19 protein-coding genes are annotated in these 22,096 nt (G+C 65.1%); 14 read left to right on the forward strand and 5 right to left on the reverse strand.

Features of this window, described 5'->3' with window-relative positions:
* Positions 1 to 171 precede the first annotated feature (171 nt).
* Positions 172 to 1,554, forward strand: a complete 1,383-nt coding sequence (locus B0G82_RS11720) for a cytochrome c peroxidase (RefSeq protein ID WP_199730077.1) — start codon at positions 172 to 174, stop codon at positions 1,552 to 1,554.
* Positions 1,555 to 1,602: 48 nt separating this feature from the next.
* Here B0G82_RS11720 and B0G82_RS11725 read toward each other — a convergent pair whose 3' ends face one another.
* Complete coding sequence (locus B0G82_RS11725) at positions 1,603 to 1,842, reverse strand: hypothetical protein (RefSeq protein WP_121307454.1); 240 nt, start codon at positions 1,840 to 1,842, stop codon at positions 1,603 to 1,605.
* Positions 1,843 to 2,136: 294 nt separating this feature from the next.
* On the opposite strand from B0G82_RS11725, the gene B0G82_RS11730 reads away from it, so the two are divergent.
* Together B0G82_RS11730 and B0G82_RS11735 are read left to right on the forward strand one after the other, a co-directional pair.
* A complete protein-coding gene (locus B0G82_RS11730; RefSeq protein ID WP_116139835.1) occupies positions 2,137 to 2,526 on the forward strand; it encodes an RT0821/Lpp0805 family surface protein in 390 nt (129 codons plus the stop codon).
* 106 nt (positions 2,527 to 2,632) lie between these two features.
* Positions 2,633 to 3,082, forward strand: coding sequence for an NUDIX domain-containing protein (locus B0G82_RS11735; protein WP_121307455.1), 450 nt, complete (start codon positions 2,633 to 2,635; stop codon positions 3,080 to 3,082).
* A gap of 26 nt (positions 3,083 to 3,108) precedes the next feature.
* Here the strand turns inward: B0G82_RS11735 and B0G82_RS11740 are convergent, their stop codons facing one another.
* Together B0G82_RS11740 and B0G82_RS11745 are read right to left on the reverse strand one after the other, a co-directional pair.
* The gene (locus B0G82_RS11740) at positions 3,109 to 4,083 is read right to left on the reverse strand and encodes a transporter substrate-binding domain-containing protein (protein ID WP_121307456.1); all 975 of its coding nucleotides are present in this window, start codon (positions 4,081 to 4,083) and stop codon (positions 3,109 to 3,111) included.
* A 139-nt stretch (positions 4,084 to 4,222) separates the two neighbouring features.
* Positions 4,223 to 5,932 carry a glutamine--tRNA ligase/YqeY domain fusion protein gene (locus tag B0G82_RS11745; RefSeq protein WP_121307457.1) on the reverse strand — a complete coding sequence of 570 codons (1,710 nt, stop codon included), beginning with the start codon at positions 5,930 to 5,932 and terminating at the stop codon, positions 4,223 to 4,225.
* A 566-nt stretch (positions 5,933 to 6,498) separates the two neighbouring features.
* Between B0G82_RS11745 and ggt the strand changes: the two genes are divergently transcribed.
* Positions 6,499 to 8,226 (forward strand): gamma-glutamyltransferase, encoded by a 1,728-nt coding sequence (ggt, locus tag B0G82_RS11750; protein WP_121307458.1) that lies wholly within the window; start codon positions 6,499 to 6,501, stop codon positions 8,224 to 8,226.
* 87 nt (positions 8,227 to 8,313) lie between these two features.
* Positions 8,314 to 8,874, forward strand: coding sequence for an alpha/beta hydrolase (locus B0G82_RS11755; RefSeq protein WP_121307459.1), 561 nt, complete (start codon positions 8,314 to 8,316; stop codon positions 8,872 to 8,874).
* Between the two features lie 161 nt (positions 8,875 to 9,035).
* Here the strand turns inward: B0G82_RS11755 and B0G82_RS11760 are convergent, their stop codons facing one another.
* Positions 9,036 to 10,256: a CaiB/BaiF CoA-transferase family protein gene (locus B0G82_RS11760; protein WP_121307460.1), complete on the reverse strand. Its 1,221-nt coding sequence runs from the start codon at positions 10,254 to 10,256 to the stop codon at positions 9,036 to 9,038.
* A gap of 310 nt (positions 10,257 to 10,566) precedes the next feature.
* Here B0G82_RS11760 and alaS point away from each other — a divergent pair, with 310 nt between their 5' ends.
* A complete protein-coding gene (gene alaS, locus B0G82_RS11765; RefSeq protein WP_121307461.1) occupies positions 10,567 to 13,191 on the forward strand; it encodes an alanine--tRNA ligase in 2,625 nt (874 codons plus the stop codon).
* A gap of 162 nt (positions 13,192 to 13,353) precedes the next feature.
* On the opposite strand, the gene B0G82_RS11770 is transcribed toward alaS, so the two are convergent.
* A complete protein-coding gene (locus B0G82_RS11770; RefSeq protein ID WP_121307462.1) occupies positions 13,354 to 14,271 on the reverse strand; it encodes a LysR substrate-binding domain-containing protein in 918 nt (305 codons plus the stop codon).
* A 114-nt stretch (positions 14,272 to 14,385) separates the two neighbouring features.
* Between B0G82_RS11770 and B0G82_RS11775 the strand changes: the two genes are divergently transcribed.
* The 8 genes from B0G82_RS11775 (at position 14,386) to B0G82_RS11810 (ending at position 21,777) form a co-directional block, all read left to right on the forward strand.
* On the forward strand, positions 14,386 to 15,720 hold the full coding sequence (locus B0G82_RS11775; protein WP_121307463.1) for a YbfB/YjiJ family MFS transporter: 1,335 nt from the start codon (positions 14,386 to 14,388) through the stop codon (positions 15,718 to 15,720).
* Positions 15,721 to 15,843: 123 nt separating this feature from the next.
* A complete protein-coding gene (locus tag B0G82_RS11780; protein WP_116139855.1) occupies positions 15,844 to 16,875 on the forward strand; it encodes a low specificity L-threonine aldolase in 1,032 nt (343 codons plus the stop codon).
* A 57-nt stretch (positions 16,876 to 16,932) separates the two neighbouring features.
* A complete protein-coding gene (locus tag B0G82_RS11785) occupies positions 16,933 to 17,463 on the forward strand; it encodes an NUDIX domain-containing protein (protein ID WP_121307464.1) in 531 nt (176 codons plus the stop codon).
* Between the two features lie 177 nt (positions 17,464 to 17,640).
* Entirely contained in the window at positions 17,641 to 18,090 is a 450-nt protein-coding gene (locus tag B0G82_RS11790) for a thioesterase family protein (RefSeq protein WP_121307465.1), read from the forward strand.
* 4 nt (positions 18,091 to 18,094) lie between these two features.
* A complete protein-coding gene (locus B0G82_RS11795; protein ID WP_121307466.1) occupies positions 18,095 to 19,033 on the forward strand; it encodes a branched-chain amino acid ABC transporter permease in 939 nt (312 codons plus the stop codon).
* Complete coding sequence (locus tag B0G82_RS11800) at positions 19,026 to 20,315, forward strand: branched-chain amino acid ABC transporter permease (protein ID WP_121308664.1); 1,290 nt, start codon at positions 19,026 to 19,028, stop codon at positions 20,313 to 20,315. Before B0G82_RS11795 ends, B0G82_RS11800 begins: the two co-directional genes overlap by 8 nt.
* Positions 20,315 to 21,067, forward strand: coding sequence for an ABC transporter ATP-binding protein (locus B0G82_RS11805; protein ID WP_121307467.1), 753 nt, complete (start codon positions 20,315 to 20,317; stop codon positions 21,065 to 21,067). Before B0G82_RS11800 ends, B0G82_RS11805 begins: the two co-directional genes overlap by 1 nt.
* Entirely contained in the window at positions 21,064 to 21,777 is a 714-nt protein-coding gene (locus tag B0G82_RS11810; protein ID WP_121307468.1) for an ABC transporter ATP-binding protein, read from the forward strand. Before B0G82_RS11805 ends, B0G82_RS11810 begins: the two co-directional genes overlap by 4 nt.
* The last annotated feature ends 319 nt before the right edge of the window (positions 21,778 to 22,096 follow it).

Consider the following 22,096-nt stretch of genomic DNA (forward strand, 5'->3'; position numbering starts at 1 on the left):
GCAAGGCAATTTGACAGAAAGATGTAACTATTTACGAATTGCTTCTGATTGCCAAATATCGTCGGCTGTATGTCATTTAAACGACATGCAGATGAAATACGCTCGCGGACTTCACCATCGCAAACTCACATCTTTCATATGCGGCCAGGTCTGACGGGGATTCGGAAAATAATGGCTCGGGTCGACGCGCGGCATGACGCCGGGCTCGCGACGACGCGCCTGCGGCAAGCGACGGCGTTCGCCCTGGCGGCCATGACCTTGACCCTTGCCGCCTGCGATGCGGGTGCGCCAGGCACGGCAGCCGCGGCGGGCACCGGTGCAGGCGTAGCGGCTTCGGCCACGCCGATGGCGGCGACCGCGGTGCAGGTGGCGGCTCATGAAGCGGGCCAGTCTCGCGCCCAGGTCTACGAATCCGTGCGGCAGATGACGGCGCTCGGCAAGCAGCTATTTTTCGACGCGTCGCTCTCCGGTTCGGGCAAGCTCGCTTGCGCGTCGTGTCACAGTCCGGAGCATGGGTTCTCGCCGGCCAATGCGTTGTCGGTGCAACTGGGCGGCAGCGATATGCACCGCACCGGCATGCGCGCCGCGCCGACGCTGAAGTATCTGCAGTCGGTGCCGGCGTTCGCCGAGCACTATCACGAGTCGGATGATGAAGGCGACGAAAGCGTGGATGCCGGACCCACTGGCGGCCTGACCTGGGATGGCCGCGTCGACCGGGGCGGCGACCAGGCGCGCATCCCGCTGCTGTCGTCGTTCGAAATGGGCAGCACGCCGGCCAAGGTCACCGCGGCCGTCAAGGCCGCGCCATACGCCGACGCGTTCCGCGCGGCATTCGGCGCACACATTTTCGATAGCGACGACGCCACCTTCAAAGCGGTGCTGCAAGCGCTCGAAACCTTCGAGCAGACGCCGGAAACCTTCTATCCGTACACCAGCAAGTACGACGCGTATCTGGCGGGCAAAGCGCAGTTGACGCAAGCCGAGCTGCGTGGCCTGCAACTCTTCAACGACGAGAAAAAAGGCAATTGCGCGAGCTGCCACATCAGCCAGCGCACCCTGGACGGCGCGCCGCCGCAGTTCAGCGACTTCGGCCTGATCGCGATCGGCGTGCCGCGCAATCGCGCGCTGTCCGTGAATCGCGATCCGCGTTTCTACGACCTCGGCGCTTGCGGCCCGGAGCGCACCGATCTGAAGGGACGTGGCGAGTTTTGCGGCATCTTCCGCACGCCGACGCTGCGCAATGTGGCGCTGAAGAAGAGCTTTTTCCACAACGGCATCTACCATTCGCTTGATCAGGTAGTGCGTTTCTATGCCGAGCGCGACACGAATCCGGAGAAGTTCTATCCGGTGGCGAAAGGCAAAGTACGGAAATTCGACGATCTGCCTCAGCAGTACTGGGCCAATCTGAATACCGATCCACCGTTCGACCGCAAGCCGGGTGACAAGCCGGCGCTCGACGAGGCTGAAATCAAGGACGTGGTCGCGTTTCTGAATACGCTGACAGACGGATATAAGGCGGGAAGCGGAGCGGCCGATTCAGTGGCCGCGAAGTGAGGCGAGTGACGCGAAGGTGGCTGGCTTAGCTGGTCGCTAGTGTCGAGATTAATTGCGGGCGTTCGCCAGCATGTAATAGCAGCCGGCGAGCAGCAGCGCGAAGGACAGCAACAGGCAGGCGATGCCGACGCGCGTCAGCAGATTGGGCCAGCGGGCGTGAGGCAGCGCGTCCATCCGCACGGCGCGCCGCGCGAGTCCGGGATCGCGGCCCATCGCAACCGGCGCGAGCGCGGCGCACAGCAGCGCAAGCGCGATAGCAATGGTTTTGAGGACGGAGAGGGTGTGCATGGTGAGGCCTCTTCAGATTCTGATTGGCGCGGAGGCGCAACCGAACAATCTTAAGAAAGCGTCCTGGTGGCAGGAATGGGAGCTGTCCTAAAATTAGGGACGCTCACTGGGCCGGCGGCGCGCGCTCCCCGGAAATGAGGCACGTCCTGTGCGAGGCTGGCCTCGTTTTATCCGCTTCGGCAGGCGGTCGTTTCTCGCGGTCCCTTCGAGAGGGACATGCTATGCTTTTGGGGTCCAGATCATGAGACGCCATGCGCGCTCGAGACCGCCGAACACTTCCGAGGAGAACCCTTCATGTCGATGCGAATCCGTGTCCTGTCTCAACTGACCGCCGGCAGCCTGTTGCTGGGTGCTGCGATCGGCGCGCAAGCAGCAAATCTTGGCTTTCTGAACGACACGCCGATCAGCTACATGAAGCAACGCGACATCGACTCCGTCAAAAAAGCGGTGTTCGCCGCATTGAACGACAAGCAGGACGGCGAAACCGCGAACTGGGTCAACGAAGGCACCGGCAATAGCGTGAAGATCGACGCCGCGATCACGATGACCAGCACGGCCAAAGAGGGCGATCGCACCTGCCGCGACCTCGGCGTCGTGCTGAGCGCCAAGGGACAATCCATGAACCTGCGCCCGCAGTTCTGCAAGCAGGGCAGCGGCACCTGGCAATTGCAGAAAAAGCACTGAGCGTGCAGGCCTTGATGGCGGCGCGCGCCGCTTGGCAGACGACGCGGCCCGAGGCCACGCGCGTGCGTGTCGAAGAATCCGCGCGTTTGTCTGAGATGGTGCGGCGATGAGCACACGGATTATTTCGTGCGGCATCGTTTTGCTCGATCCGGACGGCCGCGTGCTGCTTGCGCACGCCACCGAAACGTCGCACTGGGACATTCCGAAAGGACACGGCGAAGAAGGCGAGGCGCCGCATGTCACGGCGCTGCGCGAGATGGTCGAGGAGACCGGTATCGCCATAGCACCCGAGCGTCTGAAAGACCTCGGCCTGTTCGTTTATCGGCGCGACAAGGATCTGCATCTGTTCGGCGCGCGTGCCACCGTCGACGAACTCGATCTGAGCGTGTGCACCTGCACGTCGCTCTTTCCGCGCCGCTCGGACGGCACGCTGATTCCCGAAATGGATGCCTACCGCTGGGCCGCGCCCGACGAAGTGGACAAGTACGCGAGCCGCAGTCTCGCGCGGCTCTTTCAGACCACGCTGTCGCTCGCGGAACTGCATCGATCGCTATAGCGGCGAGGCCATGACCGCGTGAGGCCTCAGTCGAGCGCGCGGTCGTTCGGATGCGCGAACAGAGCGCGATTCTGCTCCGACAGCGGAAAATTCAGATTGATGCCGCGCGGTGGAATGGGTTGCGTGAACCACTGTTTGTACAGACGCTCCGCTTCGCCGGACGTCTGGCCGCGCGCGATCACGCCGTTGACGAGAGCGCGGAACGGCTCGTCGCCCTTGCGGAACATGCACGCGTAGACTTCGTAGCCCAGCGGCGTGCCGGTCACCACGAAGTCGTCGGGACGCGGATCGGTCGACTTGAATCCGTACACGATCGGCTCGTCCATCACGAAGGCCACGGCGCGGCCGTCCTTGAGCGCGTTGAAGGCCTCGGAATGGTCGCGCGCGCTGGTGATGCGCATGTTCAGGAGCTTGTCGGTGTTCAGGCGGCGCAGCAGGCGTTCATCCGAGGTGCCCGCGGTCGTCACGACCGCTTTGCCGGCCAGATCCTGAAAATCCGTGATGCCGGCGTTCTTGCGCGCGATCATGCGCACCGCATACTGGAAAAAACTGTTCGAGAACGCGGCCAGGTTTTCGCGTTCCACCGTGTGGGTGGTCGAGCCGCATTCCAGGTCGATCTGGTTGTTCAGCAACATCGGCGTGCGGTTCGACGAGGTCACTGTGATCTCGTGCACCTTCAGTTGCGGCATGCCGAGCGTCTTCTTGATCTCTTCGACGATCTGCAGCGCGATGGTCTGCGAGTAGCCGACCGTGCCCTTGCCGTCGAAGTAAGAGAAGGGAATCGAGGCTTCACGCACGCCGAGCACGACCACGCCGTCGTCGTGGATTTTTCTCAGCGTGCCGGTGAGTTCATCCGCCTCAGCGGCGCAGCTGAGCGACGCCGCTGCGAAGGTGATCAGCGCCACGAGCGCGCAACCCGCGCCATGGGCGAAACGCGCGGCGTATGCCGTGTGCCCCGTCATGTGCCGGGTACGGGCCCCGCGACGGCCTGCAACTTTCATCGGACCTCCCGGACTGGCGTGTGCGGATGCGCGCCGTCGCCGTCGATGGAAACATGGTGCAACAAAACGGCGTGCATCTTTCGATCAAGACGCACGCCGTAGCCAACCTCAGATGCGCGGCAAAAGAGTGCGTTCCAGCTTACGCCGGCTTGCCCCAACTGTCGCGCAGACTGACGATGCGATTGAATACGGGCTTACCCGGCTTCGAATCGACGCGGTCGGCGACGAAATAGCCGTGGCGCTCGAATTGATAGCGCTGTTCCGGCAGCGCTTCGCGTGCGCCCGGCTCAAGGTAGGCGTTGACCACGCGCTTCGAATCCGGATTCAGCGCTTCGAGGAAATCGCGGCCGCCGGCGTCCGGTTGCGGCTCCTTGAAGAGGCGGTCGTAGATGCGCACTTCGGCCGGGCACGCGGCTGCCGCGCTGACCCAGTGGATGTTGCCCTTGACCTTGTAGTTGTTCGCGCCTTCGGTGCCCGACTTGCTGTCCGGGAAGTAGTTGCAATGGACCGCGACGATGTTGCCGTTCTCGTCTTTATCCGCACCGACGCATTCGATCACGTAGCCGTAACGCAGACGCACCTTGTTGCCTGGGAACAGGCGGAAGTAGCCCTTCGGCGGCGTTTCGTTGTAGTCGTCGCGTTCGATCCACAGTTCGCGCGAAATCGGAAACTCGCGCACGCCCATTTCCGGATGATGCGGATGGACCGGCGCATGGCACGGCTCGGTGACGCCTTCGGGGAAGTTGTCGATGATCAGCTTGACCGGGTCGAGCACGGCGGCGGTGCGCGGCGCCTTGTCGTCCAGATCGTCGCGCAGCGCGCCTTCAAACACGCTCATGTCGATCCAGGAATCGACCTTGGTCACGCCGATGCGCTCGCAGAACAACTGGATCGATTCCGGCGTGAAGCCGCGCCGGCGCACGCCGACGATGGTCGGCATACGCGGATCGTCCCAGCCGTCCACATGGCCTTCGGTCACGAGTTGCAGCAGCTTGCGCTTGCTGGTGATCGCGTAGGTCAGATTCAGTCGCGAGAATTCGATTTGTTGCGGCAGCGGGCGCGTGAAAATGCCGGCCTCGGCGAGCTCGTTCAGAATCCAGTCGTACAGCGGACGATGGTCCTCGAACTCCAGCGTGCACAGCGAATGCGTGATGTTTTCCAGCGCGTCCGAGATGCAGTGCGTGTAGTCGTACATCGGGTACACGCACCACTTGTCGCCGGTACGGTAGTGATGTGCGAAACGAATCCGGTAGATCACCGGATCGCGCATGTTGAAGTTCGGCGACGCCATGTCGATCTTCGCGCGCAGCACGTGCTCGCCTTCCTGGAACTCGCCGGCCTTCATGCGACGGAACAGGTCGAGATTCTCCTCTACCGAACGCTCGCGGAAGCGCGACGGCGTGCCGACTTCGGTAGCCGAGCCGCGGTTCGCGCGCATTTCTTCGGCCGACTGGCTGTCCACGTACGCCTTGCCGCGCTCGATCAGCAGTTCGGCGAATTCGTACAGCTTGTCGTAGTAGTCGCTCGCGTAGTAGAGCTCGGACTTGCCGTCTTTTTCCCACTCGAAGCCGAGCCAGCGCACGGCGTCGATGATCGAGTCGACGTATTCGACGCTTTCCTTTTCCGGGTTGGTGTCGTCGAAGCGCAGATGGCACACGCCGCCGTAGCTGCGCGCCACGCCGAAATTCAGGCAGATGCTCTTGGCGTGACCGATATGCAGATAGCCGTTCGGCTCGGGCGGGAAGCGCGTTTCGACGCGCTGGCCCCACTTGCCGGTGCGGTTGTCGTCGTCAATGATGTTGCGGATGAAATTGGATGCCGCTGGCGCGTCGTTGCGTTCGGTATTCATGCGAGAAGGTGAGAGTCTGTCGGGGGCGCGCAATGCGTCCTCTTATCCGCCAATTCTACCTGACGAGCCCCGTTGCGGCAGGCGAGTGCGGCGCGCAGCCAACGTTTGAGCCATTTTGACGGTAGTTGAAGGGTCAGGCCGGCGCTGTAACAGGAGGTAAAACGTTTTGTTCACGCGAGCGCCGCCGACTTAGGATGCGAGCGGCGCGGCTTCGCCCACGCTGGCTGCGCGGGTTGTCCGCGTCAAGTGTGCTGGCGCCGCAATGGGCCGTATGCGCCCGCTTTCGACACGTTGCCTCGGGCAGCCAGTCAGGCTGCATTTCGTGCGGCGTGAGTCCGCGGGCGGGAGATCAGCGCGCATCGAGAGGTGCGTTAGCAGAGGTGCATTAGTCGCCTCGCCGCGCCTCAAAGCCCGCCCCCGATTTTTCCCGGGGCAGTGCAGCTTGCCCACGACGCGCAGCGCGCACTCGTCGCAGCGATCCTCGCAGGTTGCACCGCCCCTTGTCGCCTTGCACGATTTCCTGCCGTTCGTGCACCATGGCGCCCTCAGTTGCCGGAGTTTCTCGGATGTCTGTCCCGACGCACGGCGCGCCTCGCGCGCCTTTCACTTTTCTTTCCCTGACCCGGATCCTGACCGTGTCGGCCGTGCTCGCCTCCTTCGCGGGCGGCACGGTCGCTCTGGCGAAAACGCCGCCGCCCAAGGCCGTGTTCGACGCATCGGCGGTGGCCGTGCCGGACCGCTACAGCGCGGACACGGCGCAGCAGATCTTTGCCGCCGGCGGCAACGCGGTGGATGCCGCTGTCGCCGTCGCCTTCACCCTGGCCGTGACCGCGCCGGACGCGGGCAACCTCGGCGGCGGCGGGTTCATGACGGTGTTCATGGACGGCAAGCCGTATTTCCTCGACTATCGCGAGAGCGCGCCGCGACAGGCGACCCGCGACATGTATCTCGACGACAAGGGCAATCTGCTGCCGGGCATGAGCGCCGTCGGCCATCGCGCGGTGGCCGTGCCGGGCACCGTCGAGGGCATGTGGGAAGCGCACCAGCGTTTCGGCAAACTGAAGTGGAAGCAGGTGCTCGCGCCCGCGATCCGCTACGCCACCGACGGTTTCCAGGTCGAACCGTGGTTGCAGCAACGCCACGACGCGGCCGCGAGTAATCTCGCCGGCAAGACCAATTTCGACGCCTACTTCTCCAGTCTGAAGGCGGGCGTGACATATCGCCAGCCTGAACTGGCGCAGACGTTGTCGCGCATTGCAAGCGACGGCGGGCGCGAATTCTACGAAGGCCGCACCGGCGACCTGATCGCCCAGCAGATGTACGGCCACGGTCTGGTCACGAAACAGGACCTGCTTCAGTACAAGGCCGTGTGGCGTCAGCCGCTTACCGCCGACTGGAACGGCTACCAGGTTGTCACCGCGCCGCCGCCAAGTTCGGGCGGCGTGGGGCTGATCCAGATGCTGAAGATGAAAGCCGACCTCAAGCCGGCGTTCGACGGCCTCGAACTGAATTCCGTGCCGTACATCCATCTGATCGCGCAGATCGAGGACCGCGTGTTCGCCGATCGCCAGCAATACCTGGGCGATCCGGATGCGTACAAGGTGCCGAGCGCCAAACTGACCGACGACGCCTACCTCGCCCAGCGCGCCGACGAAGTCAAACCCGACGAAGTGCCGGGCGCGACGCCGGTCAAGCCGGGACTCGGCGACGCTGTTCCGGAGAAGGCGCAAACCACACATTTCTCAGTGGTCGACAAGTGGGGCAACGCCGTGTCGAACACTTACACGCTGAACGGGGACTTCGGTTCGGGCGTGGTGGTGGACGGCGCCGGCTTTCTGCTGAACGACGCCATGGACGACTTCGTGACCAAACCCGCCGGCGCGAACAGTGCCGAACTGAACACCGTGGCGCCGGGGCGCCGTCCGCTGTCGTCGATGACGCCGACCATTCTGCTGAAGGACAACAAGGTGTCGCTCGTGATCGGCACGCCCGGCGGCTCGCGCATTCTGACGTCGATTTTCCAGGTGATGACCGACCTGTACGACTTCAACATGTCGCCCACCGACGCGCTCGCCGCCATGCGGTTTCACCACCAGTTGCTGCCGCGGAAGACGATCTATTTCGAGCCGTATCGTCCCATCACGGGTGAGTTGGCCGAGCAATTGCAGGCCAAGGGCTACACGCTCGAAGGGCAGTCGTTCAACGGCAACGTGCAGATGATCCGCATCGAGGGCACGACGCCCGTGCCGGCGGCGGATCCGCGCGGCGTGGGCGTGGGACGCGTAATGCATTGACGCGGCGGTGCGGGCTTGCGCCGGCGCGAGCAAAAACCACAGGCCAAAACAATAAACTGCGACTAACAACCGACACGGGGAACGCGGATGAGCGTACGAAAACAACCCACCACACTGGTGCTGCCGGGCTACCAGAACTCCGGCGCCGGCCACTGGCAGACGCGTTGGGAAGAACTGAATCCGGCCTTCGCGCGGGTGCGGATGCCGGACTGGGATCACCCTGAACGCGACGCCTGGTGCCGCACGCTGGACGCCGCGGTGACCGCCGCCGATGCGCCCGTGGTCTTCGCCGCGCACAGCCTCGGCTGCCTGACGACGGCTTTCTGGGCGGCGCAATATGCGAGCGCCGCGCAACTTGCGAAGGTGGCGGGCGCGTTGCTGGTCGCGCCGCCCGATCCGGCCGAGGCGCATTTTCCGCGGGACGCGCGCGGTTTCGCGCCTGTGCCGCTCGAGCGGTTGCCGTTTCCGACCATTGTTGTCGCCAGCAGCGACGATCCCTACGGCGGCGTGCCGTTTTCACAGACCTGTGCGAACGCGTGGGGCAGCCGCTGGATCGACCTCGGACCGCGCGGCCATATCAACGCGGACAGCGGGCTCGGCGATTGGGACGAAGGGCGTAAGTGGCTGGAGTCGTTCGGGCGGCGCTAGCCGCCCGCGCCGTCGATTTGGGAGTCCGTTTCCGCGCTGGGTTCATCGCGACGTTGCGCTCCGCAGCGCACCTCGCATCTTCGGAGCTTGCGGCGGCCCGACTGCGGACTCAGATCACGGACTCAAATCACGGACTCAAATCACGGACTCAAATCACGGACTCAAATCACGGACTGGCTCCGCAACGCCGCAATCCTCGCTTCGTCATAGCCCAGCACGTCGCGCAAGATGCTTTCCGTGTGCTCCCCGAGCATGGGCGGATGGGTAAGCGCTTCAGGCGGCGTGCCGGTCATATTGATCGGATTGCGCACCAGCTTGACCGTTCCGCCCGACGGATGCGGCAGGTCCACCTGGAGCCCACGCGCCAGCACCTGCTCGTTCTCGAACACTTCGCCGAGATCGTTGATCGGCCCGCATGGCACACCCGCCGCCTCGAGCGCGGCGATCCATTGCTGCTTGCCCTGCAGGCGGACCATCTCCGCGAGAAGCGGCACGAGGATGTCGCGGTTGCGCACCCGCGCCGGGTTGGTGGCGAAGCGCCCGTCGTCCGCCAGTTCCGGGCGGCCGCCCGCTTCGACGAACTTGCGGAACTGACCGTCGTTGCCGACCGCGACGATGATCCACCCGTCGCTCGTCTGGAAGGTCTGATACGGCACGATGTTCGGATGCGCATTGCCCCAGCGCACCGGAGGCTGGCCGCTTGCCAGGTAGTTCGAATTCATGTTCGCGAGCATCGCGACCTGCACGTCGAGCAGCGCCATGTCGATGTACTGGCCTTCGCCCGTCCGGTCACGGTGGGTGAGGGCGGTGAGCACGGCGATGGTCGAATACATGCCGGTCATGAGGTCGGCAATCGCGACGCCGGCCTTCTGCGGACCGCCGCCCGGCTGGCCGTCACGCTCGCCGGTAATGCTCATGAAGCCGCCGATGCCTTGCACGATGAAGTCGTACCCGGCGCGCTGCGCATACGGCCCGGTCTGCCCGAAGCCGGTCACCGAGCAATAGACGATGTCGGGCTTCACTTCTTTGAGCGATGCGTAGTCGAGGCCATACTTCTGTAGCTGACCTACCTTGTAGTTTTCCAGCACCACGTCGCTCTGCGCGGCCAGTTCGCGAATGATCCGCTGACCTTCTGGCGAGGCGATGTCCACGGTGACCGAGCGCTTGTTGCGGTTCGCTGCAAGGTAGTACGCGGCCTCGCGCGTGTCCTCGCCTTCCGGCGTCTTGAGGTACGGCGGGCCCCAGTGGCGGGTGTCGTCGCCGACTTCGGGGCGTTCGATCTTGATCACGTCGGCGCCGAAATCGGCGAGCGTCTGCGCGCACCAGGGGCCGGCGAGTACGCGTGTGAGATCTAGCACGCGGATATGACTGAGAGCGCCCATATTGTTCGATGTCTCCTTCTTCGTGGCCAAGGCGGCGCGCGAGGCGCTGCGGGATGGAGGCAATCTTAAGCGATTCCCGCGCGCTGGCGCAGTCGGCCGAACGGTATAGGACGAATGACGGGCCTCGCAAAGTGCCGCCCTGTCCCACGGCGCCCGCTCGAACCTGGCCGAACGGCCAGCCATACAGCCCGCGCCGCCGCGCACGGGCGCCGATCCCGTATAATCAGTCGTTTAAGAAACAAACAGTTGGCGCATCCCACGATGCCGCCGGTAACAGCCAGGGAACTGGCAAACCCGTCCCCCGCACGCCATGAAAGCCGCCGAAATCCGCGAGAAATTCCTCAAGTTCTTCGAATCGAAGGGCCATACGATCGTTCGCTCGTCGAGCCTTGTGCCCGGCAACGACCCGACGCTGCTCTTCACCAATTCGGGAATGGTGCAGTTCAAAGATGTGTTCCTGGGCGCGGAATCGCGCCCGTACTCGCGCGCCACGACCGCGCAGCGCAGCGTGCGCGCCGGCGGCAAGCATAACGATCTGGAAAACGTCGGCTACACCGCGCGTCACCACACGTTCTTCGAAATGCTGGGCAACTTCTCGTTCGGCGACTACTTCAAGCGCGACGCGATCCACTACGCGTGGGAGTTGTTGACGGGCGTGTATCAGCTGCCGAAAGACAAGCTCTGGGTCACCGTCTATCACGAAGACGACGAAGCGCACGACATCTGGGCGAAAGAGGTGGGCGTGCCGGTCGAGCGCATCATCCGCATCGGCGACAACAAGGGCGCGCGCTACGCATCGGACAACTTCTGGCAGATGGCCGACGTCGGTCCGTGCGGCCCGTGCTCGGAAATCTTTTACGACCACGGCCCGGAAGTCTGGGGCGGCCCGCCCGGATCGCCCGAGGAAGACGGTGACCGCTACATCGAGATCTGGAATCTCGTGTTCATGCAGTTCAGCCGCGACGCGCAAGGCAACATGACGCCGCTGCCCAAGCAGTGCGTCGACACCGGCATGGGTCTGGAGCGTATCGCCGCCGTGCTGCAGCACGTGCACAGCAACTACGAGATCGACCTGTTCCAGGCGCTGATCAAGGCCGCGGGCCGCGAAACCGGCGTGAGCGATCTGACCAACAACTCGCTGAAGGTGATCGCCGACCACATCCGCGCGTGCTCCTTCCTGATCGTCGACGGTGTGATTCCGGGCAACGAAGGCCGCGGCTATGTGCTGCGCCGCATCGTGCGCCGCGCGATCCGCCACGGCTACAAGCTGGGCAAGAAGGGTTCGTTCTTCCATCGCATGGTGGGCGATCTCGTCGCGCAAATGGGCAGCGCATACCCGGAACTGAAGGAAGCTGAACAACGCGTGACCGACGTGCTGCGTCAGGAAGAAGAGCGCTTCTTCGAGACCATCGAGCACGGCATGTCGATTCTCGAGAGCGCGCTGGCCGACCTCGAAGCCAAGGGCGGCAAGACGCTCGACGGCGAACTCGCATTCAAGCTGCACGACACGTACGGCTTCCCGCTGGACCTGACGGCGGACGTGTGCCGCGAACGCGAAGTGACGGTCGACGAAGCCGCCTTCGACGAAGCCATGGCGCGTCAGCGCGAGCAGGCTCGCGCGGCGGGCAAGTTCAAGATGGCGCAAGGCCTCGAATACTCGGGCGCGAAGACCACGTTCCACGGCTACGAAGAAATCGTCTTCGACGACGCGAAGGTTATCGCGTTGTATGTAGACGGCGCCTCCGTGCAGGAAGTGCGTGACGGCCAGCAGGCTGTCGTCGTGCTGGACCACACGCCGTTCTACGCGGAGTCGGGCGGCCAGGTCGGCGACCAGGGCGTGCTCGCCAACGCGAGCGTCCGCTTCGCGGTGAGCGATACGCTCAAGGTGCAGGCCGACGTGGTCGGTCATCACGGCACGCTAGAACAGGGCACGCTGAAGGTGGGCGACGTCGTCAAGGCGGAAATCGACGCGTTGCGCCGCGCTCGCACGCAACGCAACCACTCGGCCACTCACCTGATGCATAAAGCGCTGCGTGAAGTTCTCGGTTCGCACGTGCAGCAGAAGGGCTCGCTCGTCGACGCGGACAAGACCCGTTTCGACTTCGCGCACAACGCGCCGATGACCGACGAGCAGATCCGCCGCGTCGAAGAAATCGTCAACGCCGAAGTGCTGGCGAATGCGCCTGGCATCGTGCGCGTCATGCCGTTCGACGAAGCGGTGAAGGGCGGCGCGATGGCGCTGTTCGGCGAAAAGTACGGCGACGAAGTCCGCGTGCTCGACCTGGGCTTTTCGCGTGAATTGTGCGGCGGTACGCACGTGCATCGCACCGGCGACATCGGCCTCTTCAAGATCGTCATGGAAGGCGGCGTGGCGGCGGGCATCCGCCGCGTGGAAGCGATCACGGGCGACAACGCCGTGCGCTTCGTGCAGGACCTCGACGCGCGTATCAACGCGGCCGCTGCTGTGTTGAAGGCGCAACCGTCGGAACTGACGCAGCGGATCACCCAGGTCCAGGACCAGGTGAAGTCGCTGGAGAAGGAACTGAGCGCGCTGAAGTCGAAGATGGCGTCGAGCCAGGGCGACGAGCTGGCCGGGCAGGCGATCGAAGTCGACGGTGTGCATGTGCTGGCGGCTACGCTCGAAGGCGCGGACGTCAAGACGCTGCGCGAAACCGTCGACAAGCTCAAGGACAAGTTGAAGAGCGCGGCGATCGTGCTGGCATCGGTCGAAGGCGGCAAGGTGAGCCTGATCGCCGGCGTTACGGCGGACGCGAGCAAGAAGGTCAAGGCAGGCGATCTGGTCAACTTCGTGGCGCAGCAGGTCGGCGGCAAGGGCGGCGGTCGTCCGGACATGGCTCAGGCTGGCGGCACCGAGCCGGCGAATCTGCCGGCGGCGCTTGCCGGTGTGAAGGGCTGGGTCGAAGGCCAGCTTTGATTTTGATGTGATTGGGCCACGCGGGGCGCTGGAAGATCGAGCGTCTCGCGTGGCCCGAGTTTTTTCAGAGTCTGGCGCGCCGGGTTCTGGATTGGCGCCGCGCCGCGCCTTGATTTTTGCTTGCAGTGTTCGTTTCGCCGGATGCCGGCCCCCCGCCAAAGATCAGCCCGCGCCTTCCGCGGCGGTCGCGATCCCAGTTGAATTCACCGCATCCTGCCGCATCACCAGCGCCTGCTTCAGCGCGTTCAGCGCGGACGAAAAGTGTCCGCGCCGCCACACCAGCAGCGTCTCGATCACGCCGATATCGGGCAGTTCATGCACCGCGATATTGCTCGCGTCGGTTTGCAAATTCAGCACCGACCGGGGCGCGACCGCCACCCCCGCGCCAGCGGCCACGCAGGCCACGATCGCGTGATAAGAGCCCAGCTCCAGCACCCGCGCCGGCCTCACGCCGTGCTCCAGATACCACTTCTCGATATAAGACCGGTAAGCACAGCCGCGCTCGAACGCGATCAGCGTGGACAACGCAATGTCCCGAACGTCGCGAATCGGCCGATGGCCGCGCGGCGTCAGCATCACCAGCTCTTCCCGAAACACCGGCACCGACTCGAATAAATCGCCGAGCGTGGCCGGATCCAACGGCGTCGCCACCAACGCCGCGTCCACTTCGAATTCACGCACCCGCTCGATCAGCTTGCCGGTCGTGCCGGTCTCGAGTTCCAGCGCGACGGCGGGCCACTGCTGGTGATAACGCGCGAGCAGGGCGGGAAGACGCGTTGCCGCGACACTTTCCATCGTGCCCAAACGCAGCCGTCCGCTTGGACGATCCTCACGCACTGCGTGACGCGCTTCATCCGCGAGCGCGAGCAGGCGCTCGGCGTACGGCAGCAGCGTTTCGCCGGCGGGCGTCAGCACGAGACGGCGGCCGTCGCGGATGAACAGGTCGGTGCCCAATTGCTCCTCGAGCTGCTTGATACGCGTGGTAACGTTCGATTGCACACGATTGAGCTTGGCGGCAGCGCGCGTCACGCCGTTTTCCCGCACGACGGCGCGAAAAATGGTCAAAGCGGCCAGGTCCATGATTCTCTCTAGGCGATGGGTGATATCCGAATTATTCATTTTTCGTGATTGAAAGGTCAAGCTAGTATGGATATCCGCCATCCGACCCGTTGACTGCATTCATTGCCGCCGCCCATGAACGACCTCGCCTCCACCCCGCACGGCAGCTTCGCCCAACGCCACGCCGCCCGTCGCGCGGCGCTTGCCTGTATGGTCACGCTGGCCGTCGCGCTCGGCATCGGGCGCTTTGCATTCACACCGCTCTTGCCGCTGATGCTTCACGGCAGCGGATCCGGTCAGCCGCAGCTCGATATTCAGCATGGCGGCTGGCTGGCGTCGTTCAATTACGCGGGGTATTTCGTCGGCGCGGTCACGTGCGCGGCGCTGCGGATCGAGCCGGCGCGGATGGTGCGCATGGGGCTCGCCGCAACCGTGCTGCTGACGTTGACGATGGGCGTGACTAGCCAGTTCTGGATCTGGGCGGCGGTGCGGTTTATCGCGGGCGCCGTCAGTGCCTGGACGTTCGTCTTCGCGTCCCAGTGGGGCCTGCGGCGGCTCGCCGAAATCGGGGCGCACGGGTGGGGCGGGGTGATCTATACGGGGCCGGGCGTGGGCATTGTCGGCACCGGCTTGCTGGTCAGTGTGGCAGGTGGGTACGGTGCCGCCGCCGGATGGATCGGGTTCGGGCTGATCGCGGGGATTCTGTCGGTCGTGGTCTGGCCGGTGTTCGGCGCTGCGTCCGCCGGCGGAGAAAAAGCTCGAAGCGCTCGCATGGTCGGTTCCGGTAGTGGCGATCAGGCGCGTGCCGGCAACACAAGCCAGCGTGTCGCCGGCCAGGCCGGCGCGACTGAACGCGCCGCAGTCCAGGGTGCAACCACCCACGCCACTCACCACGCCGACGCCCTCTGGCTCGTCCTCCTCTATGGCATCCCAGGGTTCGGCTACATCATCACCGCGACGTTCCTGCCCGTCATCGCACGTCACGCATTGCCCGGCTCGTCGTGGCCCGACCTGTTCTGGCCAATGTTCGGCGCGGCGCTGATCGTCGGCGCAGTGCTTGCCGCGCGTTTGCCCGTGCATTGGGACAACCGCACGCTGCTGGCCGGCTGCTATGTGCTGCAGGCGTGCGGCATCGCCCTTGGCATCGTGCGGCCGACGGCGGCCGGCTTCTCATTCGGCAGCATCCTGATCGGCCTGCCGTTCACCGCGATCACGCTATTCGCGATGCGCGAGGCGCGGCGTCTGCGTGGCGACGACGCTGCCGGCCTGATGGGCTACGCGACGGCGGCCTACGGCGTCGGTCAGATCGTCGGCCCACTGGTTGCCGCGCCGATCGCCGAGCAGACCGGATCGTTTTCACCGGCCTTGTGGCTGGCGGCGGGGGCGTTGTTGCTGGGCGCGACCGGGCTGGTCGTCGTCGCGCGCATGCCGCGCGGCCGGGGCCGCATGCCCGATTGCGGCTGCCGCTGAGCGCACGTCGATAAAGGCGTTGCTGCCCACGCTGCAGCGAGCGGAAACAAATAACCGCAGCGCGCACTAAAATGTCCGCTTTCCGTCATCCCAGCGCGCCCATCGCCGGACGCGCCGCCCGCCATGCAACATTTCGCGTCCGACAACTACGCCGGCATTTGTCCCGAAGCGCTCGACGCGCTGATCGCCGCCAACAACAGCGGCCACGAACCAGCCTACGGCGACGATTCCTGGACCAACCGGGTGTGCGACCGCCTGCGCGAGCTGTTCCAGACCGACTGCGAAGTGTTCTTCGTGTTCAACGGCACGGCCGCCAATTCACTGGCGCTCGCTTCGCTGTGCCAGTCGTATCACTCGGTGATCTGCCACGAACTCGCGCACATCGAAACCGACGAATGCGGCGGCCCGGAGTTCTTCTCGGGCGGCTCGAAGCTGCTGACCGCGCCGGGCATCGGTGGCAAGCTCACGCCGGATGCGATCGAAGCCGTCGTCACGCGCCGCGCCGACATCCATTACCCGAAACCGAAAGTCGTCACACTGACCCAATCGACAGAAGTCGGCACGGTCTACAGCGTCGAGGAGGTGCGGGCGATCGCGGCGATCGCCAAACGGCGTCATCTGAAGGTGCATATGGACGGTGCGCGTTTCGCCAACGCGGTCGCCGCGCTGGACGTGCATCCGTCGGAGATCACGTGGCGCGCGGGCGTCGACGTGCTGTGCTTCGGCGGCACCAAGAACGGCTTGCCGGTGGGTGAAGCGGTGGTGTTCTTCGACCGCGCGCTCGCCGACGATTTCGCGTACCGCCTGAAGCAAGCCGGCCAACTGGCCTCGAAGATGCGCTTCATTTCCGCGCCGTGGCTCGGCTTGCTCGATAACGACGTGTGGCTGCGCAACGCGCGTCACGCGAACGCGATGGCGCAACTGCTGCAAACGCGGTTGCGGGAAATTCCGGGCGTGAGCATCATGTTCCCCGGAGAATCGAACGCGGTCTTTGCGCAACTGCCCGCACAAGCCGCCAAGGCCATGCGCGCGCGTGGCTGGAAGTTCTACGAATTCATCGGCGCGGGCGGATGCCGGCTGATGTGCGCGTGGGATACGCAGCCGGAAACGGTCGAGCGGTTCGCCGCCGAGGTGCGCGAGTTGTGCGCGGCGTGAAAACCAGAAGCTAACGACAAACACGATCACACACGACAACAAGACGTCCTCCTCGCCATGACCGATTACCGATTTTGCCCACGCTGCGCCGCGCCTTTGACCGAGCGCGCCGACGCCGCACACGAAGGCGGCCGCATCCGTCAGAGCTGTCCTGATACGGCGTGCGGCTACGTCCATTGGAACAACCCGCTGCCGGTGGTGGCGGCGATCGTCGAATACGAAGGCAAGATTCTGCTGGCGCGCAACGCCGCCTGGCCGGAGGGCATGTTCGCGCTGATCACGGGCTTCCTCGAAAACGGCGAGACGCCGGAAGAGGGCATTGCCCGTGAAGTGTTCGAGGAAACCTCGCTGCACGCGGAGACGGCCGAGCTGATCGGCGTGTACGAATTCATGCGCAAGAACGAACTGATCATCGCGTATCACGTGAAGGCATACGGCACGATCGCGTTGTCGCCGGAATTGCTGGAGTACCGGCTGGTCGAGCCGGCCAAATTGCGGCCGTGGCGCGCGGGCACCGGCCAGGCGCTCGGCGAATGGATGCGGCGGCGCGGCCTGCCGTTCGAGTTCGTCGAAAGACCGGGGCAGTGAGCCGGTTGACGAGTTCGCCGGTGAGCCGTGCCGGGCGAGTAGCGCGGCACGGCTCATATCTCCTGTCTGATCACGCGCCGTCAGCGAAGGCGCTCGCAGCGCATGCTGACCGAATCGCATTGACGAAACAAGCAGTCGCACAACGTTCACGATAACGCCCGAGACGACCACGCCAGCATGAACAAACCCGCATCCGCCCCGCGCGGCGCCTACCCGCACTTCCTGACGATTCCGACCCGATGGATGGATAACGACGTCTACGGTCATGTGAACAACGTCGTCTACTACAGCTACTTCGACACCGTGGTGAACGAGTATCTGATCCGCGCCGGCGTGCTCGATTTCGAGCAGGGCGAGACGATCGGCCTTGTAGTGGAGACGCAATGCAACTACTTCGCGCCGCTGGCGTTCCCCGAGCGGATCGACGCGGGCCTGCGCGTGACACGGCTCGGCACGTCGAGCGTGCGCTATCAGGTCGGCCTCTTCAAGGAAGGCGAGGACCAACCCGCCGCGCAAGGACACTTCGTGCATGTGTATGTGAATCGTGTCACACGGCGCCCGGTGAATCTGTCCACGCAATTGCGCGCGGCGCTCGAACCGTTGAGCGTCGCGGAACAGCCGGATTAGGCGCGTGCAGTCGTTCGTTATCAATCTGCTCAACGGCGCCAGTTACGGCCTGCTGCTGTTCATGCTGTCGGCGGGCCTGACGCTGATCTTCAGCATGCTCGGCGTGCTGAATTTCGCGCATGCGAGTTTTTACATGCTCGGCGCGTATGTTGGATTTTCGGTGGCGGCGCGCGCGGGGTTCTGGAGCGCGTTAGTCGTCGCGCCGCTTGTCGTCGGGCTGATCGGCGCGGCTCTCGAGCGTTGGCTGTTACGGCGCGTGCGCGTGCAGGGGCATCTCGCCGAGTTGCTGCTGACGTTCGGCGCTGCGTATCTGCTGGGCGAACTGGTCAAGCTCGGCTGGGGCTTGAGTCCGCTGTCCGCGACCGTGCCCGCCGTGCTCGATGGGCCGCTCTTCACCGTCTACGGCGCGGCGTTCGCCCGCTACCGCGCGTTCATGATGGCGGTGTCGCTCGCCATGCTCGCTGTTCTGTTCGCGGTGTTGCGCGTATCGAAGGCGGGCCTGATCGTGCGCGCCGCGCTCACGCACGCGAGCGCCGTCGAAGCACTCGGCCACGACGTGCCGCGCGTGTTCACCGGCGTGTTCGCGGCCGGCACGGCGCTCGCCGCGCTGGCCGGCGTGATCGGCGCGCCGCTCTTCGTGGTCGAGCCGGGGATGGCGGAGTCGCTCGGCTCGATCGTGTTCGTGGTGGTCGTGATCGGCGGGCTGGGTTCGCTGACGGGCGCGCTGGCAGCGTCGCTGCTGGTCGGTTGCGTGCAGACGCTGGCTGTGGCGAGCAATGTGTCGCTGGGCGACGTCCTGTCGATTTTCGACGCAACGCTGCCCGTCGAATGGGACGCGCTGACGCTCGCGCAACTCGCGCCGCTGATTCCGTATCTGCTGCTGGTGGCGATGCTCGCGTTGCGCCCGCGTGGCCTGCTCGGACGGCGCGACGATCATGCGTGAGGCCAACGAATCATCGGCGCTGTCCGCGAGCGCGCCGCGTGCGCTGTGGCGCGTGCTCGCGCCGTGGCTTGCGCTGGTTTTGTTCCTCGCCGTGCCGCCCTTCATCTGGCCGCAAAGCTGGCTGCTCGCCTATCTCGCGCAGACCGCAACGATGATCGTGTTCGCGCTTTCATACAACCTGCTGCTCGGCGAGACGGGGCTGCTGTCGTTCGGCCATGCCGCTTACTCGGGATTGGGCGCGCTGGCGGCCGCGCAGGTGTTCAACCGGATCGGTGTGCCGCTCGCGCTGCTGCCGCTGGTCGGCGGAATTGGCGGCGCGCTGTGCGGCGTGCCGTTCGGCTTTATTTCAACGCGGCGCGCCGGCACGGCCTTCGCGATGATCACGCTCGGTCTCGGCGAACTCGTCGCGGCCGCGGCGTGGACGCTGCCTGACTGGTTCGGCGGCGAGGCGGGCGTGGCGATCGATCGCGCGAGCGGCGTGCCGCTGGGAAGCTGGAGCTTCGGCCCGGCGCGCGAGGCGTATGCGCTGATTGCCGTGTGGTGCCTGCTCGCGTGCGCGGCGATGTTCGCGCTTTCGCGCACGCCTTTCATGCGCCTTGCCAATGCCGTGCGTGACAACCCCGTGCGGGCCGCGGCCATCGGCTGCTATCCGCGTCGCATTCGCCATGGCGTCGTGGTGATGTCAGCGTTTTTTGCGGGTATCGCGGGGACGCTGGCGCTGATCAATGTGGAACTGGTGTCGACGGAAAGCGTCGGCATGATGCGCTCGGGCGCGGTGTTGATCGCGACGGTGATCGGCGGCACGGCGGCGTTTTTCGGGCCGGTCGCGGGCGCGGTCGTTCTGACGTTTTTCAGCGTCGCGGTGGCGATCGTCACGCGCGCCTGGCTGTTCTATCTGGGACTGTTCTTCATCGTGGTCGTGGCGATGTCGCCCGATGGATTGGCGGGCTTCGCGCAGCGTTTCATGGCGCGAGTCGCCGTGCACGGCTGGCGCCGCTGCGCTGCTACGTATTGGTGGGGCACGGCCGCCGCATTGTTGTGGACCGTGGCCGTCGTGCTTGCCGTGCAATGGGCCTACGCGGCGCAATTCGGCGCGAGCGACGGCGCGGCGTTCGATGTGCCGGGCTTGCCGTCGTGGATCATCGCGTCGCCGCTTTACTTCGGCGCCATGGTCTTTGTGCTGGCCACGCTGGGAGCACTGGCCGCGCATTACGCGAGGCGCGCTCAAGCGTTGCTCATGAGCCCGCGCTCAAGCGTTACACCCACCGCCGGAGCCTCGTGATGATCCCCGCGCTCGCGCTCTACGGCATCGAAAAACGCTTCGGCTCGACGCGGATTCTGCGCGGCGTCGATCTCGCGATCCAACCCGGCGAGCGCCACGCGCTGATCGGTCCGAACGGCGCGGGCAAGTCGACGCTCTTCAATCTGATCGCCGGCGGCGCGCGGCCGAACGCGGGGCGCATCGATCTGTTCGGCGCCGAGATCACCCGGCTCGCGCCGGCCGCGATCACGCGTCGCGGATTGGCGCGCAGCTTCCAGAGCACCAGCGTGTTCACGCGGCTCAGCGTGTTCGACAACCTGCGCTGCGCGGCGATGCTGGCTGAACGTGACCGCGCACGCTGGTGGCAGCGTTTCAGCGGCTCGCCAACGGTCGACGCGCGCGCCGCACACGTGCTCGACGCGGTGGGCCTGAGCGAGCGCCGCCACGTTCAGGCCGGCACGCTCAGCTATGCCGAGCAGCGCGCGCTCGATCTCGGCATCGCGCTCGCGGGCGGCGCGCATACCTTGCTGCTCGACGAACCGACTGCTGGCATGAATCGCGCGGAAGCGGCGCGCACGGTCGAACTGATTCGCGAGACCACGGCGGGCCGCACGCTGCTGATGGTCGAGCACGACATGGACGCGGTCTTCGCGATCGCCGATCGCATTTCGGTGCTCGTGCAAGGACGCATCATTGCGAGCGGCACGCCGGCGGCGATCCGCGCCGACGAGACCGTGCGCGCCGCCTATCTCGGCGAAGGGTTCGGCACATGAGCGCGTTGCTCGAGATTCGCGCGCTGAACGCGTGGTACGGCGCGAGCCAGGCGCTGCACGGCGTCACGCTCAGTATCGAAGCGGGCGAAGTGCTGGCGCTGGTCGGCCGTAACGGCTCGGGCCGCTCGACGCTTGCACGCGCGATCATGGGCCTCGTGCGTACCGAAGGCGAGTTGCGTTTCGCGGGCCGCCCGCTCGGCGGTCTGCGTACCTTCGAGATCGCGCGTCTCGGGCTCGGCTACGTACCGGAACATCGTGACGTTTTCCCGACGCTGAGCGTGCACGAGAATCTGCAACTCGGCGTCGCGCCACGGGATCGCGGCCGCGCGCCGCGCTTCACCTTCGACGACGCGTACGCGCTTTTTCCCGTGCTGCACGAACGAAAGCGCACGCGCGCGGGCGCGCTCTCGGGCGGCGAGCAGCAGATGCTGACGCTCGCTCGCGCGCTGCTCGGCGACCCCGATCTGCTCGTCATCGACGAACCCGGCGAGGGTCTCGCGAGCCTCGTGATGGAGCAGGTCGCGCGATGCTTGCGGACCTTGCGTGATCGCGGCGTGGCGATGCTGCTGATCGAGCAGCGTCTCGTGATCGCGCAGGACGTCGCCAGCCGCGTCGCGGTGATGGGGCACGGCGAAATCGTGTTCGACGGCGCGCTCGTGTCGTTCTTGCAGCGGGCGGACGTGATGCGGGAATGGCTCGGCGTCGGTTGAGGGATCCACGTCCGCTGGCGGCGCTTTATTGCGGCGCCGCACCGTGATGAGTGACCGTTGCGCTGTTCTTGCCGAATGCCTCTCGCGTCGAACGAGTCGTTTGATCCGCGCAGAGCGCTCCGATCGCGCCAATCGTGCCGTTTGAATCCCATTTGTCCACGCGCCGCTCACGCCACGTGCACGCGGTTCTCCGCTCGCCCGCCGCAGCGATTCAAACGCTTGATCGTTTGGTGAGCGTCCTCCAGAAATCTTGTCGGCAGCGCGCCGACAAATAAAGACAATGGGGTAAAAGACGTGCGACGGCGGCTTGCCGTTTAAA

This window comes from Paraburkholderia sp. BL17N1 (genome assembly GCF_003634175.1).
Classification (GTDB): Bacteria; Pseudomonadota; Gammaproteobacteria; order Burkholderiales; family Burkholderiaceae; genus Paraburkholderia.